At 48.7% G+C, this 19,988-nt stretch carries 9 protein-coding genes; 1 reads left to right on the plus strand and 8 read right to left on the minus strand.

The features are described 5' to 3' along the window. Positions 1–267: 267 nt before the first annotated feature. The 6 genes from ACN0YH_RS13555 to ACN0YH_RS13580 all read right to left on the minus strand — a co-directional run bounded on the left by ACN0YH_RS13555 (position 268) and on the right by ACN0YH_RS13580 (position 8,958). Entirely contained in the window at positions 268–2,391 is a 2,124-nt protein-coding gene (locus ACN0YH_RS13555; RefSeq protein WP_417380103.1) for an SUMF1/EgtB/PvdO family nonheme iron enzyme, read from the minus strand. A gap of 63 nt (positions 2,392–2,454) precedes the next feature. Beyond that, on the minus strand, positions 2,455–3,378 hold the full coding sequence (locus tag ACN0YH_RS13560; protein ID WP_417380104.1) for a hypothetical protein: 924 nt from the start codon (positions 3,376–3,378) through the stop codon (positions 2,455–2,457). Between the two features lie 252 nt (positions 3,379–3,630). Further along, on the minus strand, positions 3,631–6,318 hold the full coding sequence (locus ACN0YH_RS13565) for an SUMF1/EgtB/PvdO family nonheme iron enzyme (RefSeq protein WP_417380105.1): 2,688 nt from the start codon (positions 6,316–6,318) through the stop codon (positions 3,631–3,633). A gap of 79 nt (positions 6,319–6,397) precedes the next feature. Beyond that, a complete protein-coding gene (locus ACN0YH_RS13570; RefSeq protein WP_417380106.1) occupies positions 6,398–7,000 on the minus strand; it encodes a hypothetical protein in 603 nt (200 codons plus the stop codon). 2 nt (positions 7,001–7,002) lie between these two features. Then, a complete protein-coding gene (locus ACN0YH_RS13575) occupies positions 7,003–8,214 on the minus strand; it encodes an ATP-binding protein (protein ID WP_417380107.1) in 1,212 nt (403 codons plus the stop codon). A 99-nt stretch (positions 8,215–8,313) separates the two neighbouring features. Continuing rightward, entirely contained in the window at positions 8,314–8,958 is a 645-nt protein-coding gene (locus ACN0YH_RS13580; protein WP_417380108.1) for a hypothetical protein, read from the minus strand. Positions 8,959–9,454: 496 nt separating this feature from the next. On the opposite strand from ACN0YH_RS13580, the gene ACN0YH_RS13585 reads away from it, so the two are divergent. Further along, positions 9,455–15,298 carry a DUF3320 domain-containing protein gene (locus tag ACN0YH_RS13585; protein ID WP_417380109.1) on the plus strand — a complete coding sequence of 1,948 codons (5,844 nt, stop codon included), beginning with the start codon at positions 9,455–9,457 and terminating at the stop codon, positions 15,296–15,298. A gap of 120 nt (positions 15,299–15,418) precedes the next feature. Here ACN0YH_RS13585 and ACN0YH_RS13590 read toward each other — a convergent pair whose 3' ends face one another. Next, entirely contained in the window at positions 15,419–17,527 is a 2,109-nt protein-coding gene (locus ACN0YH_RS13590; RefSeq protein ID WP_417380110.1) for an SUMF1/EgtB/PvdO family nonheme iron enzyme, read from the minus strand. 140 nt (positions 17,528–17,667) lie between these two features. Next, positions 17,668–19,905 carry a protein kinase domain-containing protein gene (locus tag ACN0YH_RS13595; protein ID WP_417380111.1) on the minus strand — a complete coding sequence of 746 codons (2,238 nt, stop codon included), beginning with the start codon at positions 19,903–19,905 and terminating at the stop codon, positions 17,668–17,670. Positions 19,906–19,988: the final 83 nt, after the last annotated feature.

A 19,988-nucleotide genomic window follows, 5' to 3' on the forward strand; every position in this document is an offset into this window, starting at 1 on the left:
GTCTGTTTACAATGTTGTTTTAATTGGCTTGGGCTATCGTTTAGACAGAAATTTCATTTCATCCATGTCTATTTAATTTAAGTCGCTTCAGTCGAAAGCCTAAAAATAGTTCTTTTACTGATTCCATCTTTATAATTGATATTTCCGATAAAAAATCCGATGCTCCTTCCTCCACTGCGGCACCTCTGGTCGCGGCTCCGCCTCGCTCCCTGCGGGCCTGCGTTACGGATGACACTCCGCTTTTGCTGATTTCCGCTTCCTGCGGATTCACTTGCTGGAACTGCGGAGCACACGGAAGCCGAGAGAGTTGCCCCGGCCCCAAGAAGTGATCCAGCTGCGGGACGCCGAACGGCAGCGACCGGAGTAGTTGTCCCAGCAACCGCCCCGGAACACCGGGCCCGAGCCCGTTGCCGAGCCCGTTGCCGAGCCCGTTGCCGGCCCCGTTGGATCAGTAACTGAGCCAGTTTCATAGTCATCATGCCAGTCTTCGCAACACTCCAAAACATTGCCGTGCATATCATACAAACCATACGGATTTGGCTTTTTCTGGCCTACCAAATGCGCATAGCTTTCACCAATGTCGTCGGCATTATCATCAAACCAACCATAATCAGAGAGTTCACCTGCATCATCTCCAAAACTGTACGCAGTATCGCTTCCTGCCCGGCACGCATATTCCCACTCGGCTTCCGTTGGCAAGCGATATAAATCGCCTTCGGATGCATTCAACTTTTGAATAAACTCTTGGGCATCTTCCCAACTCACATACACTGCCGGATATTCGTCACCTTCTTTGACATTAGCTTTTACTATGTTAAACAACCAACCCTTCCAGGGAGTCGTCCCCATCACCGATTTCCATTGTCCCTGGGTTACTACCGTTGTTCCTAAATAATAGGGCTTGGTAAGCCACACCTTATGTTGAACTTCATCATATGATCGTTCCGCTTCCGATTCAGGTGAGCCCATCAGAAACTCTCCTGGGGGCATTAGACGAAACGTCATACCAATTGAGTTGCTGACTTCTACATCCAATCCCAGCTGAGAAGCCCAATCCTGTTGACCATGTTTTGCAGCTTCGGCATCAAATGGTGCCACCAATAAAGCTGACTGCATGGGTAATTGCTCCAGCAATCGCTCCAGATCACCACGCTGCGGCTGCAGATCCAGTAACTCCCTCACCTGCTGGCGTAAACCATCCAGACGCATCTCTTTCACCGCTGCTGAAATCACAGAGTCCAGTTCAGTCACACGATCTCGTTTCTCGACTGAAGTTGCTAATAAGTCTAAATCCCGTAAGTGACCAGGGATCTGTTCCAAAATTGTGGCGGCTCCTGAAAAATCATATTCAGACATGAGTTGCCTTGCTTCATTATGCTGACGAGTGACTTCATCCTGCGTTTTTGAAAGCTGGCTCGCCAGATCTTCGGTTTGTGAAGTGTTCCTTGATTGTGTATTTATTTTCGTAGGAAGATTGTTTTCACTGGAATCACTGCCGGTTAGACTTTTCACAAATGCTTCCACAGATTCGAAGCGTTTCTCACGATCTCTCGAAAGCGCCTGTTCAAACACTAATTGTAAGTGCTGTAAATGTTCTGGTAGTTCTGGTACCGGAGCTTGAGCCACTGCATAAGCCAGTTGCATACCACTTCCCTGAAATGGCAACTGTCCAGTCAAAAGCTCCCAGGCGACGACCGCCAGACTATACTGGTCGGAGCGTCCATCCTGGGGCTGGCCGAGCCATTGCTCATGCGGCATGTAAGACTCGGTACCGGAGACCGAGAGCCGTTGCTGGCTATAGCGGGACATGCTGGTCCGCAGTTCGGCAGCCAGACCGAAATCTATCACATGCACATTATCTGACTCAGGATCGACGGTCACATTGTCTGGTTTGATATCGCGGTGAATAATATTGTTCTGATGAGCATAATCCAGAGCACGTGCAATGGGCTGCAGATATCTAATGACTTGCTTCTGTTCCAGGCCCATTCGCTCCGGATCGGAAGACCGCATCAATTCGCGTAGAGTGATCCCAGGAATGAACTGCATCACTTGAAAACACCCTAAGTCATCTGATTCCCCCAAGTCGAACAGGGGGCAGATTGCTTCATGGTGCAGAGCTTGGACCCTGCGGTAAGCGGCCCGGAAATCATGGGTGGCGTCAGGATGATGACGGAGCGCATCAGGGAGAAACTTAAGAACGACATAACCTTTCCGTTCCTCATCTTGCCGGCGGGGATCAATGGCCAGCCAGGCCTGTCCCATCCCTCCGTGACCGAGCATACGTACTAACTCAAAACGGTCAGCCTGTTGCCCCGGTTGCAGACTCGAGGAAGGTGCTTGACCGTGAAATGAAGGTTCCTGGCCGTAAGAATGAAAACTGTTTGACATGATACGTACCAACTCTATTTATGTTAGCAAATCCTGGTGGAGTCTTTTGTTCATTATGGCCCGTCAGGTTGCCTTTTCCAACCAATGACAACAGTAAGCAAAATAAAATGTTGCTATTACCACTGCGGTTAACCCTGAAGGAATTCCCAGTGACAAGGGCAGGTACAAGATCCAGAGTACGATTGCCAACAGACTGATCGCGATCACCCAGCAGGCAATGAGCCAGGTATTGATCTGATTGCTTTTGCGGCGCAACAAGCGTTTGAGTTGAGCTGAGCTCATCATCGGAATCAAGACAACTGAAGCGAGCCAGATCGTCATACCTGACAAAGGAGACGCGCGGTGCGGTTGACTTTCCGAAGCAGTCTTTTCAGGAGTACTGGAAGCCGTTAATGCAACCGGAACAACCTTCTGTGACAGTTTTGTTTCGCTCACATCGGGATTTTGTTGGTCCTGGTTGACTACTTCAATCATTTCGGGCAGTGATACTCTGTATTCACTGACTTTTTCGCCGGTTTTTCCTTCAAAGATCTGGACAGTCCCCTGTAGTCTGGCTTCGAATTCGGGATATGTGGTCCAGTTATTAATCCGGGCTGCAATGATGAAATCAAAGTCCTGGTCCAGAAATGGTTCTACTGCCTGTTCGATTGACGCCGGTTCCGACAGCAGCCCCAGTTGATAGCCAACGGACTGGGGCCATTGACGTTCATCCATCCGCACATTCCGCCGGGCAATCCAGGTCCGCAACTGCTTCGTTAAAATCGCGTCTTTATCGTTTACCACAGGCGCCACGGCCACCAGTGGTCGCCCTGATAAGCGTTTAACTTTCGAGGCTACTTGTTGAGCCCAGCGTTCTGCCATCTGGACTCGGACCTGATCGTCTTCTGAATCCGACAGAGAGAATCCCTGAATAATGTGATAATAACCTGAGAAAGATATTCCCAGAATCGTACAAATCAACAACCATCCACGTACGGGAATCAACATCGGCTCGGTCCTGATTAGAGTTTCAACGGTCAAGTAAGTCTACTATTAGTTGAATAAGGACCTTTTGGAGTGAATCTTGCAGAAAAATGAAAGATTTCTGAAATTTTGTTTCTTTAGTTGGGAAAGACTGCGCCTACCGTCCGACCGCTCCTTCCTCCACTGCGGCACCTCTGGTCGCGGCTCCGCCTCGCTCCCTGCGGGCCTTCGTTCCAGACTACGCTCCGCTTTTACTGGTTTCCGCTTCCTGCGGGCTTACTTGACGGAACTGCGGAGCACACGAAAGCCGAGGAGGAGGAGCCGGTACCCAGGAGAGCTCCCGTCGCGGTGCGCCGAACGGCAGCTCCCGGAGTCGCCGAACCAGCTACCGCCCCGGTCCACCCGGCGCGAGCCCGTTGTCGGACCCGTAGGATCGGTAACAGCATCACTCGCATAGTCACCAAACCAGTCCTCGCACCACTCCCAGACATTACCGTGCATATCATACAAACCAAACAGGTTCGGTCTTTTCTGACCGACCTGATGCGCATAATCTTCACCAATGTCGTCCGCATTGTCACTAAACCAAGCATAGCCAGAAAGCTCACCTGCATCATCTCCAAAACTGTACGCGCTCAGACTCCCTGCCCGGCACGCATATTCCCATTCTGCTTCCGTTGGTAATCGATATAAATCCCCCTCAGATGCATTCAGTTTCTTAATAAACTCCTGAGCGTCTTCCCAGCTCATATACGTCGCCGGGTAATCGTCCCCTTCTTTTACAAAACTATCTCCCTTCCAGGGAGTCGTCCCCATCATCGATTTCCATTGCCCTTGGGTCACCTCGGTTGTCCCCAAATAATAAGGCTTCGTAATACGCACCTCATGCTGAACTTCATCGTTATCTCGACTCGCTTCCGATTCAGGTGACCCCATCATAAATTCTCCTGGTGGTATCAAACGAAACTTCATACCGATCGAATTGCTGATCTCAATATCCGTTCCTAAGTGCTTAGCCCAGTTGGTTTGTGCTTCAATTACCTGTTCTTCCGAATTGATAAATTGCTTATTACCATCAGGGGCTATTAATGAATTCTGGTAATTATCAAATAAGACCGGAGCTTTAGGTGAAACCGGAGCTTCAGGCACACTATTATAAATTAGGGAAAAGACTACAATAATAATTAAGACACCGACAACTACTGTTCCACGAAAGATCATTGTGTTAATGAAATAATCATTGTCGGCCCCTATCCTATGATTCGATTTCGATTTTGAATCAAAACACTGCTCAGCCAGTAACGTCATTTCAAACGGCGTTAGTTGGTACCGCCGTTTTGCCAATACATCCCCCTGGAACTTGCCCCAGGCAGAATAGGGAAAGCTCTTGTCCTGCGGATGCTGTTTTCGAAACGTTTTGAAGAATGAACGAATCAGTTTTTCGAGATCCTGTCTACGTTTGAGTTCCAGTTGAGTAATCGTCTCGTGTAATTCCTGCTTCAGACGCTGAGTCTCGGATTGGAGCTGGTTTTTATATTTTTCGCGAGTCGTTATCAAAGTCTGCTCAGCATTAAGGGCGTTGATCAATATTTCTACATACTGAAACAATTGTTCTGGATCAACTTCTGGAACGACCTTGAGCATTTCCGCAGGGCCTGTTTTTCCTGCCAGGATTAACTCCCTCAGCCGTCCGTCTTCATGACTGCTGATTCCTGCCGGCAATTTTGCCTGACACTGTTCCCGCAGGTTGTTGACCCGTTCGCTGAGTTGCTGTAACCCCGCCTGATGCTCCATCACCAGCGGATGCGTTTTCGCTTGAATCAGATCCAGTGTCTGCTGTAACTGATTCCGTTTCCCCTCCAACTCCAGAATTTCTTCCGGAATCCCGGGAACCCCTTCAATGGTGACCTGCGGTGCCTTACGGGGCTGGATTTCAAATACCAAGTCTCCGAGGTTGATCGATGCCGGATTCACTTGTGATGTCATTACCGATTTCAGGTCCTGGTTCAAATCTTTCAGGATTTTCCCGATGCGAGCGCCCATCGTGCCGACATCACTAATGCGGTGCTCAGGCAGTCTCTCCAAAGCATCTGAGACCAGTTCATCAATCCCTTCAGGGAGGTTATTCACATAAGCTGAAGGAAGTTTGAATAAGCCAACCGGTTGCTGTCCTGTCAGTAGTTCATATAACGTGGCACCGACACTGTAGAGGTCGGCCTGACCGGTCACTTGAGTAGCAGACTTCAGCTGTTCGGGAGCCACATAGACGGGAGTTCCCAGGCCCGCTACCGTCTTAGTCATACCACTGGTCTGTAGCCGCGCGATCCCAAAATCGGTCAACCAGGCATGTAAGCCTTGTCCTTCCCGTTTCACCAGTACATTATCTGGTTTGACATCCCGATGAATGATATCATGCTGATGCGCAAACTGGAGTGCCTCACAGAGCTGGTAACAGATCGTCAGGCTATCGATGACTGACAGTCGCTCCGGCCCGCCCATCAACTGACGCAAACTCTGGCCGTCGACCAGTTCCATCGTAATATACAGCAGTTTCCGCTCTTTCCATTCACCAATATCGATGGTCCGCACGATATGCGGATGCCGCAGGTCATCTACCCGACTTTCATTCAAGAACCGTTCCCGACTGGAGCCAGCCCCATCAATGGCAGCCCGCATCACTTTCAGAGCACGGGGCTCGTTTTTCAGCTGATCGATGACGGCATAGACTTCCCCCATCCCTCCACGCCCCAGTTTTCCGGTAACCGTAAAACGCTCAGCAATCATATCACCCTCTGAAAAACGCCAGTGATCCCTGTCGCTTGAAGTGGACTGAGGTAACTGGGACTGGTGGCCGCGGGTCGGATCAGAACCTGGTTCTGCAAACTCTGAGTTGAGCTGGGATTCAACTGCACCTTCCCTAAGGGGCTTGCGCGTAGGATATTGGGAGGGGTTATCATCAGTCACCGCAGTTTCTCCAACTGTCAATCAGGGTCTCAGCGTTTTCAGGAATTGTAAATCAGTATACTTACTGAGAGCACTCATGTCACTTTAATGAAACATTCTTTCGTTCCTGGTCAATGGCCGCCCAGAATTCGCGCTCGCTTTCTGTAGCACCTGAATCTGTGAGTTTGGAGATATCCTGTCCAGTCTCCAGCGACTTCAACAGAATATCAGTATGAGTCATTTCGACTCCTTCAATCCGGTCACAGGCATCTTCCATGGCTGTCGCCAAAACCTCTTCCATTTCCTCAGAACGATCCAGGGCTGCTTCCATATCTGCACTGATGGCGCTCACATCCTCTGGACGGACTCCATTTAAGATCGCACTGGTCAAGGCATTCATGCCTGACAGGAACTCCTGAGTGGCGTCCATTTCGTTCTGTCGTAATTCCAGCGTTTTCAGCTTGATCAGATAACGCTGCCAACGGTTGATTCCATCCTGACACTGCAGATAACTGGACACCAGCTGTCGAAACTGAGACTGATCATCCAGGTCATGGGCTCTGCGGGCCAAGGCCGCATAATCGTCCGCCTGTGAGGTCAGCCGCTTTACAAATTTATGAATTTTCATTGTGGCTTGACGAACGCGTGTTTTTAATTCCGCCTGCCGTGCAGCCTGTGATTTGATTAAGCCGAAAAATGCCATTGTCATTTCTCCTCGTTACGTGAGTGTTTTGATTTATCCTTGCCGGTTGACTCTGACCAGCATTCAAATACTTCAATCATTTCTTTGGTGGTACGCGGCCGAATATAGTCCCGCACCTGATCAAGGTGTTGACGGTCGATCGCGCTGACACAGATTTCATAGTCCTGAATGGCATCTGCCCCCTGTTTCATCAAGTTGACAATTTCAGGATTGGTTTCATTCAACATGGCTTCTGTCATAAGCTTGCTCAAGTGAGCAATTTCCCGGCCAGAGAACCCTTCAGTAAACTTGAGCAGTTCTGCTTCCGGAATTGCGACCTCATACCCTTTCTGTTGCAGATGTATTTCCAGGAGATGACGGCGAGCGTCTTCATCAGGCAGGGGGATAAAAACGGCCTTTTCAAAGCGGCTGAGAATGGCGCTGTCCAATTCCCAGGGACGGTTGGTCGCCGCAATCGTCCGGATTTCGGTATCCGTATTTTTGTCGTTCAGTCCATCCAGCTCAGTCAGCAGGCTGACCAGCAGTTTCTGATCTGCTGCCGAACTTCCTTCACTGCGTCCACTGGCAACTGCGTCGATTTCATCGAGAAAGATGACGCTTTTTTTGTGTTGTCTTGCCTCTGCATATAATGCCTGCACCAGTTTAGGGGAATCCCCGTAATAGCGCGACATCAGGTCTGATACTTTCACACTGAAAAAGGTATAACCGGATTCATTGCTGATAGCGGCAGCCATCAGTGTTTTTCCACATCCCGGGGGGCCGTAGAACAGCAGATTATTCATCCGGGGAATCTGGACCTTCTTGGGGCGCCGAGCCATACCAAAGGCAAAAGCTGCTTGAATTTCCCGGCAGGTCTTTTCCAGACCGATTATTTCAGCAAAAGTTACCGTCGACCGATGAATCACGCGACGGGCCGCTTCACGAAACTCGTCAATTTCGCCGATGACATCCGTCTGGGATGGGGCGGACGATTTCTGTTCTCCCTGCTGTTTCTGTATCATTTCAGACTTTAAGCGAAGATCTCGGGCAGTCTTTAATCGACGAGTCCGCTCTGCATCGCTTGATGCCATCGATGCAAAATGCTCAGCCTGTTGCGCTGCTTTCATCCATGCCAGAGCTGCTTCGGTGAGCCTGCCCTGCAGTTGTAACGCTTCCGCTTTCTGGATCGCATCACTGAGTACTGATCTCTGGAATCGACTGATATCAACGGCCATGATCTGAATTCCTGTCCTTGAATAATTCTGGGGGTAGAAGGTGAAAGAAACGCCACGCCGCACAAGTGCGAGCGTGGCGATTTAAAACAGAGCATTCTCTTAGTGAGACATGATGGAATACTCTTCCTCATCATCAAAGGTCTCGGTTTTCTCTTCGATGTCCGCAACGGTTTCCCGTGGAGCATACTCGGAAGCCCGATTCATGGCGTCCAGGATCGCAAGCGTATCGGCATCGTCTGCCTCTGCCTGGTAAACGCCTTCAGCGCTGTCCAGTGAGGTCAGGATTTCGTTAAACTTGTCCATCTGGAACTGACCTTCCACGGTTGCCTTCTCGACGTATTCCTGGAGTTCAGCCAGGTCCATCTTATTGACCAGGCCTTCCATTCCCAGGTCACGCAGGACCCGTTCATTCTCCTTCAACTGAGTTACGCCATGCAGGATCCGCAGATTACGCGATACCAGGTTCAATTGCCGATCGCGGGCTTCCACCTGAGCATCCAGCTCTTTGACTTTCCGCGCGAACTGCAGTTTCTGACGATCTGAGCCACATTGGACACCTTTTGCGAAAAAGGCCTCTTTCTGTTTTTCCAGTTCTTCGATTTCCCGGTTGACGCGGGCTTCCGTCTGTTCGACTTTGATGCGCTCACGGCGAATCTCTTCTGCAGTAACATTTTGCAGATTCTGTTTGGAAATCTGGCCTTCCGTCGAAAAGAGGGCCAAAAACCACTTAAGCAGTTTGAACATGATTTGTGTTCTCCTTGATGATCGGGTTGAGGAAAAGTGAGTGCTGCTGAAAATGATTTAAGGTGCAAATCGAGAAGATCTTGCAATGTTGATACAAGAATCTTGAGAAATTTCGATCTCTCAGGCGCAAGAAAGCGACAGCACTCATGCTCTATCCCCCAGTCTCATTGGGACTTAGAGGGATATTCCCGGTATAAGTCGCTTTTCCAATAACTCTTTCAGGTAGATCCCTAAATTCCGAGAAATCGTGGCAGAAACAGGGCGCTTGCCATTCTTTTGGGCTGGGTGGTTAGCGGCTTTCATTGGGTTAGAAAGAGAAAACAATACCACATTCGGGTCGCTGCCCTTCTTTTCTTTTCCTGCTTCGAATCCCAGAGAATATTCAAACAATTCCCAGGCTAATTGAAAGATTCGCTGATGAATTCACATATACGGCTCTGTATACTGAACAAGCTATACCTGCCCGCGTAACCTCTAAGCAATCCCAAATGATTCCATGAAAACGCCGACTCAAAATCAGGGAGAAGAAACTTCTTCCAACAGCACCCGCCTGAATGAGGTCCTGATTCACGTTGATCTCATTGACTGCTTGAATTATGCCTCTTTCCAGAACTCTGTTCCCGTTCTGAAATCTCTGCAAATAGAAAATTCGACCAGCGAGACATTGAGCACAGTTGAGCTGACGATGCAGACTGAGCCAGGCTTTGGACGCACCAAGAAATGGGCTTTTGAGCGAATCTCGCCCGGAACCAGTGTTTCCGCCAGTGATCTCAAAATTGACCTGGATCCCAGATACCTCAGTGGACTCAATGAAGCCGAACGAGGCGAAGTCCGTTTCACTCTGAGGGACGGCGATTCAGTCATTGTGGAGCGCGTGGCAGAGATTCGTGTATTGGCACGTGAAGAGTGGGGTGGCTTTCATTCGATGGCAGAGCTACTAGCAGCTTTTGTGATGCCCAATGATCCTGCTGTTGCCAAAATCCTCAAAAGAGCCGGAGATATCCTGGCACAGCACGGGCATTCATCAGCGTTAGATGGGTATCAACAACGTGATCCAGGTCGTACTTTCATGCTGGGCGCTGCAATCTGGTCTGCCGTCGCGGCAGAGGGTCTGACTTATACCAATCCACCGAGCAGCTTTGAACTCGTGGGACAAAAAACACGCCGACCGGGCAGCATTCTGTCCGATGGCCTGGCAACCTGCCTGGATTCCAGTCTCCTGTTTGCAGCAGCCCTGGAAGCAGTTGGTCTGAATCCTGTCCTGATTCTCATAGACGGGCACTGTTTCGCTGGGTTCTGGCTGGTCGAACAGACTTTCAACAATCTTATCGAAACGGATTCATCCGAGGTGCGAAAAGGTCTGTCTGCCAAAGAATTGATCACTTTCGAAACCACACTGGTCACCAGCCGCCCTCCTGCCCAGTTTCAGGCCGCAATTGATGCTGCCAAAGTAAAGACTCACGCATCACAGGAAGAGGCCTTTCTTGCGGCGATCGATATTACTCGGGCACGCATGGCTCAGATCAGGCCGCTGGCATCCCATGATCATAAACAATTAAAAGAAACGCCGGAAATACAGGAGAACTTCGCATTACCCCTCCCCCAAGCACCTGTTTTCAATGATCTACCACCGGAACAAACTGATGAAAAACCAAAAACTCCTGAGGGGAGGATAGAACGCTGGCAACGGAAATTACTGGATCTGTCGCTACGTAATCGACTGTTAAACTTCCGGGCCACCAAACAAACGGTTCCATTCTATTGCCCTGATGTTTCACTGCTGGAAGATCTTCTGGCAGATCAGAAATCGATGAAAATCATCTCGTTACCCGAACACAACCCGATGGGAGACCGCGATGCAAAGCTGTTCTATCAGGAAACCGGTGAAGATATTAATGCTGAATTTGCCAAGGATGCTCTGGAACGACATGAAGTGCCATCTCCGCTCAGCAAAACAGAACTCGATAATCGTCTGACCAATCTCTATCGCGCGGCACGCAATGATTTGGCAGAAGGCGGGACAAACACACTTTTCCTCGCAGTCGGCTTTCTCAAATGGAAACGAGCACCCGAAGATGAAAAGTCATACCGTGCCCCCTTACTGCTCATTCCGGTAAAACTGGTGCGAAAAAGTGCCTTATCTGCTTTTCAGCTGAAACACCATGAGGATGAAGTCCGTTTCAACGCGACGTTAATCCAACTGTTGAAAAAAGATTTCGATCGAGATCTCTCCCAGTTTGAAATGGATCTCCCCACAGATGAGCGGGGAATTGATGTTCCCCAGGTTCTGGAGCTGATGCGCAGAGCAGTTCGAGAAATCCCCGGATTTGAAGTGATTGATGAACTATCGTTATCGACTTTTTCTTTCTCAAAATACCTGATGTGGAAAGATCTCGTCGATCGGACCGCTCATCTAAAAGAAAACAGAGTGGTTCGCCACTTGATTGATAACCCGGATAAGCCATTTGAGTCCGGAGTATATACCTCGATCCCCAAATCGACTGAAATCGATCAACGCTACCAGCCTCTTGATCTGGTTCACCCTTTACCTGCCGACTCATCCCAGTTAGCAGCCATTATGGCGGCCGCTGAAGGACATGACTTTGTCTTGATCGGGCCTCCAGGCACCGGTAAAAGCCAGACCATTGCCAACATGATAGCCCAATGCCTGGCAGAAAATAAAACGGTGCTGTTTGTCGCAGAAAAGACCGCCGCACTCGATGTCGTTTATCGCAGGCTGTGCCAGCATGGATTAGGCGATATCTGCCTGGAACTTCACTCTCGTACTGCAGAACGTCGTAAATTTCTGGATCAGATGGAAAGTTCCTGGAATGCCAACAGAAAGGCTGCAAAGTCGGATTGGATCAAGGTCAATGAGAATCTAACAATCAAACGCGACGCCCTGAATCAATATGTGAGTGCACTGCATCAGATTGACGAGAGTGGCTGGAGTGTCTACCAGGCAATGGGAATTGCAGTCAAATTCAAACAGCACCCTGCCCCCAGACTGGAATGGGAAGGCTCCGTTCAGATCAGTGAAGCAAGATATGAAAAACTGGTTGAAATGATCGATGAACTGGCGCTAACCTATGGAGCGATCAGTCCTGTACCTGCACTGCAGGCGATCAAAACAACAGATTGGTCGGCAGCCTGGGAAGAACGATTACTCAATAGTATCAATCAGGTTCGGTCTGCTGTGTCATCTCTGCAGGGGCCATATCAGGAATTTATGACAGCGATTGGCTTAGACCAAACTGAAGGTGCTTCCTTAGAGTTTTTTAAAGAGCTGAGAATACTTGCCGGAACTCTCATTGATACATCGCAGGAAAACTATCGTATTATTTTCGATAAAGATTTCGCCAGAGCTACTCTGCAGATCAAACAGCTTTCAAAGGATCTGAAAGCGTTCGCCAAGGCACAGAAATCAACAGAAGCATTCTATAAGCAGGATGAGATTGAACAAATCCCTGTGAAAGACCTGGATTACCAGTGGCGGCAGGCAAAATCGAAACTATGGCCCTTGTCCTATTTTGCTAAAAAACAGGTCTGCAAATTACTACAAACCTATGCCACCTCGGGAATCGTTGATCCGGAAAAAGATCTCCCTCAGATTGAACTGATGCAGAAATGCCTGGAAAAAATTAATGGTAATTCTCTCTCTAATCGCACACATCATTGGAAAGGCACTGAAACCAATACGGAAGATTTTCAGCGTTATTTGGAGGATGCGGAACGGATCCGGCAAACAATCATCTCGTTTGGAAAAACGACCGACTCCCTGAAAGCCGTTTCGTCCCGACTGGCCCCAGTCCTCATTGATGATTCGGCGGATCATCCGATTCTTAAAAACGCTGAGGGTTATGTTACCGCTATTCAGTCTTTCATCGAATCCTGTAATGAATTCAAGACGATTGCTGGAGCACCACCATTCACAAAAATGGTCTCCGATATTCTTCAGGCTACACTTTCGACTCTGGAAGGGATTGAGGCCCATCGCGTTGAGCTCAGAAAGTGGATTTCGTGGATGAAAGTCAGAGAAAAAGCAGATAACGCAGGCTTGACTGTATTTATCGATTCACTTGAGCGGGAACAGATTCAACCCGAAAACTTACGACAGACATTTGAAATCGCTTTTGTCCGCTGGTGGTTACCCAAAGCCATCGACCGCAGTGATATTCTGCGTCAGTTCCAAAGCTTCCAGCATGAGGAAATCATCAGGGACTTTTGCGATTTAGATCAGTCTGCAAGAGTCGAAGCCGCGAATCAGGTACAGAAATTACGTGTCCATCATCTCCCTGACCCTGATTCCGTCGCCAGGAAATCAGAACTGGGATTATTGCGGCATCAAATGCGACTAAAAAGACCCAGTAAGGCGATTCGGGAAGTGATCTCTGGTATGCCGGAAACCTTCGCAAAACTGGCCCCCTGCTTATTGATGTCTCCACTATCGATCGCACAATACCTCCCTCCCGAACAGGCAATGTTTGATGTGGTGATTTTTGACGAAGCATCACAGATTACGACCTGGGATGCGATCGGCGCTATTGCTCGAGGCAGGCAGACGATTATTGTCGGAGACCCTAAACAATTACCCCCCACCAACTTCTTTGGCAGAGTTGAAAGTGATGAAGAAGACGATGATTTGGAAGATCACGAACGTGACCTGGAAAGCATTCTCGATGAGGCTACGGCATCTGGATTACCTCTGAATCATTTAACCTGGCACTACCGGAGTCAGCATGAATCGCTCATTTCCTTTTCTAACTGGAATTATTATGACAATAAACTGATCACGTTCCCCTCTGCGGTGACGGCAGATCAGGCGGTCTCTATGAAACATCTGCCAAGCGCAATCTATGACCGTGGAAAAAGTCGAACTAATCGGATCGAGGCTGAAACGCTTGTCGCTGACGCCGTCAAGCGGATGAAGTCCTGGCTCACTTTACCTGAAGACAGCCGGCCGACGCTGGGAGTGATCACCTTTAACAGTCAGCAACAATCGTTAATTCAGGATTTATTCGATCAGTCTCTGCGTGATTCCCCCGAACTGGAATGGTATTTTGATGATGCGCGCATTGAACCAACGGTGGTAAAAAATCTGGAAAATGTTCAAGGGGATGAGCGGGATGTGATGCTGTTTTCAATCACAAATGGCCCTGATGAAGCACGTCGCGCAATCGGCCATGTTTCTCTGAATTTCGGTGCCTTGAATCGAGAAGGAGGAGAACGGCGATTGAATGTGGCAGTGACCAGGGCACGGCAGGAGCTTATGGTCTATGTGTCCTTTCTACCCGAACAACTCAAAGCAGAGTCATCCAGATCCAAGGGGTTACGCGACTTAAAGTCATTCCTGGAGTATGCTCAGAAGGGAAATACTGCTCTGACCTCTGGGTTGGCTGAATCCGAAGGAGAGTTTGAGTCTCCGTTCGAAGAAGCGGTTGCTTCGAAATTATCCGAGAAAGGTTGGGAAGTCTTACCACAAATTGGAGTTTCAAAGTTTCGTGTAGATCTGGGAGTCATTCATCCTGATCGACCGGGAACATTCCTGGCAGGAATCGAGTGTGACGGAGCAACCTATCATCGATCTGCAACAGCGCGTGACCGTGACAAAATTCGCGAACAGGTATTACGCAATCTGGGATGGGAAATACTCCGAATCTGGTCACCGGACTGGTGGTATGATCCGAACGGAGCTCTTACAAAAATTGAACAGCAACTCCAGGAGTTGCTTCAAACGAGTCGAAAAATCCAAGAAGAAAAACTGGAACTCGAATCGTCAGAGGTCGAAAACGAAGAATCTCAGATAGAGGATCCTAAGCCTGACCAGGATACTCTACAAAATATTTATTGTGAGACAGACCTGACTTCTTTTAACCCAGAACCGGATTTATTTTACGAATCGTCCTATCAGGATACACTACGATCGATGATCGACGCCATTCTGGAAAAGGAAGCGCCAATCCGTGACGATGTTTTAGCTCAAAAAATTGCCCGGGCTCATGAGTGGGCGCGTACTGGCAAGAAAATTCGGGAGCATGTTTTTTCTTTTCTGACATCAGCTTCCAAAACGAATGAGTCGACCGGACGTTTCATCTGGAATCAGGAAGTACCAGCTGCCGTGCTCGAATACCGCTTCCCGGATTTGCAAGAAAATCTGCGACCAGTAGATGAAATCACGATCGCAGAATTGTGCGGCTTTATTGATCTCAACAAAGGGCTGTTACTGGAATCTGACCCAGCTTTGTCGATCGCTCGAGAAATGGGTATCAGCCGCCTGAATGGGTCTTCTCGAGAAAGGATTGAAGAGGCGATTCAGGAATATCAATCTAATTCAGTTTGATGTTGTTAACTATAAATGAGACTGATAATTTCCACTGAGAAAATTCAAGTGCAAGATCGAAACGTGGCTTGTTACAATTATCTAGTCCAGTTAAGCAGAGTCGGTCCCTGTATTGCGGGTTTACTTGACGGAACTGCGGAGCACACGAAACCCGAGGTCGTTGTCCCGGCGCTCAGGAACGCCCCTGAGACGATGTGCCGAACGGCAGTTACCGGAGACGTGGTGCCAGCAACTGCCCCGAAACACTCGGGCCGAGCCTGATCCATGCCCCGTCGGATCGGTCACAAAACCACTCACATAGTCACCATACCAATCCTCACACCACTCCCAGACATTACCGTGCATATCATACAAACCAAACGCATTTGACTTTTTCTCACCAACCTGATGTGCATATTCCTCGCTAATGATCAAACTATAGTCTTGAAACCAACCATAATCAGAAAGTCCATCTTCATCATCTCCATAACAATATGCACTCAGGCTCCCTACTCGACAAGCAAATTCCCATTCTGCCTCCGTCGGCAACCGATATAGATCGCCCTCGGATGCATTCAACTTTTTAATAAATTCCTGAGCGTCTTCCCAACTCACGTACACAGCCGGATAATTGTCGCCTTCCATGACATTACGTTCTCCCTTCCAGGGAGTCGTCCCCATCACTGATTTCCACTGACCTTGGGTGACTACTGTTTCTGCCAAGTAATAGGGTTGTGTAAGAAGTACTTTATGTTGAACTTCATCGTCATATCGATACTCTTCAGATTCAGGTGATCCCATTAGAAATTCACCCGGGGGTATCAACAGAAACTTCATACCGATTGAGTTTCTGATTTCTACATCAGATCCCAGATGTGCAGCCCAATCCTGTTGGCCAGCTTTTGCTGTTTTGGCATCAAACGGTGCTACCAAAGGGGAAGGCTCCTTCGGCCTGACCGGTTTCTTCGGCAAATGCTCCAGTAATCGCTCCAGATCTTCGCGCTGTGGCTGCAGTTCTAATAACTCCTTTACCTGCTGGTGTAAGCCTTCCAGACGCATCTCTTTGACGGCTGTTGAGATCACAGCATCCAGGTCAGCTACGCGATCCTGTTTCTCGACTGTCGTCTTAAACAAATCCATATCTCGCAAGTGACTGGGAATCTGTTCCAGGATCGCAGCAGCCCTATCGTAATGGTATTCATCCAGCAATCGTCGTGCTTCGGCATGCTGACGAGTCACTTCATCCTGCGTTTTTAAAAGCAGGCTCGCCAGATCTTCTGCTTGGGACACGGTACTGGATCGCGACTTGTCTTCAGAAATCTGTTCGTTTACCCTGGTATCGTGCTTCTGACCTTCAGACAAGTTTTTTACAAACTCTTCCACGGATTCGAAGCGGTGATCCCGTTCCTTCGAAAGGGCAAGTTCAAATACAGACTGCAGGTGCTGTAAATGTTCTGGTAATCCCGGCACGGGAGCCTGAGCTACAGCGTAGGCTAACTGCATACCACTACCCTGGAACGGGAGTTGACCAGTCAAGAGTTCCCAGGCAACGACCGCCAGACTGTACTGATCGGAGCGTCCATCCTGGGGCTGACCAAGCCATTGTTCGTGCGGCATATAGGACTCGGTTCCAGAGACAGAGAGCCGCTGCTGACTGTAGCGGGACATGCTGGTCCGCAACTCTGCAGCCAGACCGAAGTCAATCACATGCACTTCTCCGGTAGCAGGATCAACGATCACATTATCCGGTTTGATATCGCGATGGATGATCTTCTTCTGGTGTGCGTAGTCTAAAGCCCGGGCAATGGGTTGCAGGTACCGAATTACACGTTCCAGTTCCAGCCCCGTTCGCTCCGGATCTAAAGACCGCATCAGTTCGCGTAGTGTGATCCCGGGAATAAACTGCATGACCTGGAAACAGCCCAGTTCACGCGATTCGCCCAAATCGAACAGCGGGCAGATCGATTCGTGGTGCAACGCCTGGACGCGGCGGTATGCGGCTCGAAAATCCTGAGTGGCATCCGGATGATGACGCAGCGCATCGGGCAGGAATTTCAGAACCACGTAGCCTTCCCGTTCCTCATCTTTTCGGCAGGGATCAATGACCAACCAGGCCTGTCCCATTCCGCCGTGCCCGAGCATCCGTACCAACTCAAAACGATCAGCCAACTGGCCGGGTTGTAGATTAGTTGTAGGAGCCTGCCCATGAAAGGAAGGTTCCTGGCCGTAAGAGTGATACTCATTTGACATAAAATAAACCTACTCTATTCAATTATACTTCTTCAATTTTTTCAACACTCCGGCACCTTTGGTCTCGACTCCGCCTCGCTCCTTATGGGTCTGTGTTGCGGATGACGTTCCTCGCCTATCAGATACCACTTCCTGTAGACTTACTTGATAAAACTAAGGAGCACACGAAAACTGAGAAGTTCGCTCCGACTTACCGGAGGTAACCTGCCACGGGACGCAGAACGGCATTCACCAGAGCTAAGAATCCAGCTACCACCCCGGTTCACTCGGAGCGATCCTGTTACAGGGCCCGTTGGATCAGTAACTGAGCCAATTGCATATTCACCATACCAATCCTGGCAGCATTCCCAGACATTCCCGTGCATATCATACAAACCAAAAGAATTCGGGTTTTTCAGACTAACCTGGTGAGCATACTCTTCACCAATGTCAAGTGCATTTTGATCAAACCAACAATATTCGGATATAGCTTTTGCATCATCTCCATAACAATACCCCTTCAGACTCCCTGCTCGGCACGCATATTCCCACTCTGCCTCTGTCGGTAATCGATAATAATTTCCCTCTTCTGCATTGAGTTTACTGATAAACTGCTGAGCTTCTTTCCAACTTACATTTACTGCCGGATAAGATTTTCCTTCCTTCGCATAAATCTCTCCCTTCCAGGGAGTCGTCCCCATTATGGATTTCCATTGCCCTTGAGTCACCACCGTTGACCCCAGGTAATAGGGCTTCGTTATCCGTACTTCATGTTGAACTTCATCGTCATCGCGATTCGCCTCCGATTTAGGAGACCCCATCTGAAATTCACCCGGTGGTATCAATCTGAACTTCATATCATTTAAGTTGCTGAACTCTACATCCAAACCCAAGTGATTAGCCCAGTCCTGTTGACTCGCTTTTGCAACTTCAGCATCACATGGTGCTACTAACAACGCAGGTGCTTTGGGGCCTGATAATGGCTGAGTAAACAAGCTAGGAATTGATGATTTTTTATTTTGGTGTCTATTATCTATAGATTTAGATAACTTCTCTATTGATCTTAACAACTCAATCGATGCCTCGGATGTTCCATCTTTATTACGTTTTGCTTTAGAGACATTCTCTAACATACTCTTTATATCATCTCGTTGTGGTTGTAGTTCTAGCTGTTCTCGAAGGAGTGGAATTAATTCTTCGATTTCAAACTTTATTTTATACTCACTAATAAGCTCATCTAACTTGTGAACTCGATCATTTTTTTGTATAGCTTCAGAATACATCTCAGAATTTCTTAATTTTTCAGGTATTTTTTCTAATACAATAACGGCATCTTCATAAGAACATTCTCGAATGTACTGTTTGCCATCTTCGTGTAATCTCGCTGATTTTTCTAATGCATCATTAAATAAGTTGATTGAATCTTTCCGTTCATTTACAGAATCTAAATTGGTAGTACTCTTATGCTGACTTGATATGTTTATTATTCTTGATGGACTCGTGCTTATACCTGATGAAAACAAGGTAGTGGCGAACTCAGCCATCGAAGCAAACCGGTCTTCCGGATCATGCTCCATCGCTTTCAGCGTGATTTCCCGTAACGATTCCGGAATCAGGGATTCTCGCATGCCGCGTACGGATCTTCCTGTCACCAGTTGATACAGCGTGGCTCCCAGACTCCAGATGTCACTCCTGACGCTGGCATTTCTCGCATCGGCAAGTTGTTCCGGGGCCACAAAGTCTACAGACCCCAAACGAGCTCCACTTAATGTCCCGGGAATGGACTGCCCCTCATTCGCTTCGATCCGGACCAGTCCAAAGTCAGCAATATAGGGATTTCCCTTTTGATCCAGGAGGATATTGGCGGGCTTGATATCCCGATGGATGATCTGGGCCTCATGGGCCACCTGCAAGGCGGTAGCCACTTTTGCGATGATTTCAGCGGCACGCTGCTCTTCAAGGACGCCATTCTGTTTCAGTTCCCGATCAAGGCTATGCCCCTCGATCCAATCCATCACAATATAGGGACCCGCTTCATCAAGGACGAAATCCCGAATCCCAACTAAGCTAGAGTGGCTGAGACGGACCTGCGTCCTGGCTTCACGTTCAAAACGTTGTAGGAAATGTCGGTCAGAGGCGAATTCAGGCAGAATCCGTTTGATGGCGACATTGATCCCCAGGTTCTTGTCCAGGGCTTTGAAGACGACTCCCATCCCTCCCTGAATGGGGTCTTCCAGTTGTTCATAACGGTCCGCCAGAGGAAAAGAAACAGTCAGATCTGCGTCAGTTTCTGAGGGAATCTGTTCGCGCGTGTGTTCTGCCCGATCCATGAATCCGAAGGAGCCAAAGTCCTTTTCAGATTTATCATCAGAGTTGGTTTGATCTTCTCCAGAAGCCATACATACTCTCCAGGTAATAGACACATCTACAGTTTTTCAGATGGTCCTATTCTGAGTGATCCTTACCCAGTTTGCAATCGCCG

Origin of the sequence: Gimesia sp. (assembly GCF_048262075.1) — a bacterium.
Lineage (GTDB): Bacteria > Planctomycetota > Planctomycetia > Planctomycetales > Planctomycetaceae > Gimesia.

What these genes read in the sequence shown, in the direction of transcription:
- ACN0YH_RS13585 (WP_417380109.1), top strand. Translation starts at nt 9,455, where the DNA reads ATGAAAACGCCGACTCAAAATCAGGGAGAAGAAACTTCTTCCAACAGC.
- ACN0YH_RS13560 (WP_417380104.1), bottom strand. Translation starts at nt 3,378, where the DNA reads ATGTTGATTCCCGTACGTGGATGGTTGTTGATTTGTACGATTCTGGGA.
- ACN0YH_RS13570 (WP_417380106.1), bottom strand. Translation starts at nt 7,000, where the DNA reads ATGGCATTTTTCGGCTTAATCAAATCACAGGCTGCACGGCAGGCGGAA.
- ACN0YH_RS13580 (WP_417380108.1), bottom strand. Translation starts at nt 8,958, where the DNA reads ATGTTCAAACTGCTTAAGTGGTTTTTGGCCCTCTTTTCGACGGAAGGC.
- ACN0YH_RS13555 (WP_417380103.1), bottom strand. Translation starts at nt 2,391, where the DNA reads ATGTCAAACAGTTTTCATTCTTACGGCCAGGAACCTTCATTTCACGGT.
- ACN0YH_RS13595 (WP_417380111.1), bottom strand. Translation starts at nt 19,905, where the DNA reads ATGGCTTCTGGAGAAGATCAAACCAACTCTGATGATAAATCTGAAAAG.
- ACN0YH_RS13590 (WP_417380110.1), bottom strand. Translation starts at nt 17,527, where the DNA reads ATGTCAAATGAGTATCACTCTTACGGCCAGGAACCTTCCTTTCATGGG.
- ACN0YH_RS13575 (WP_417380107.1), bottom strand. Translation starts at nt 8,214, where the DNA reads ATGGCCGTTGATATCAGTCGATTCCAGAGATCAGTACTCAGTGATGCG.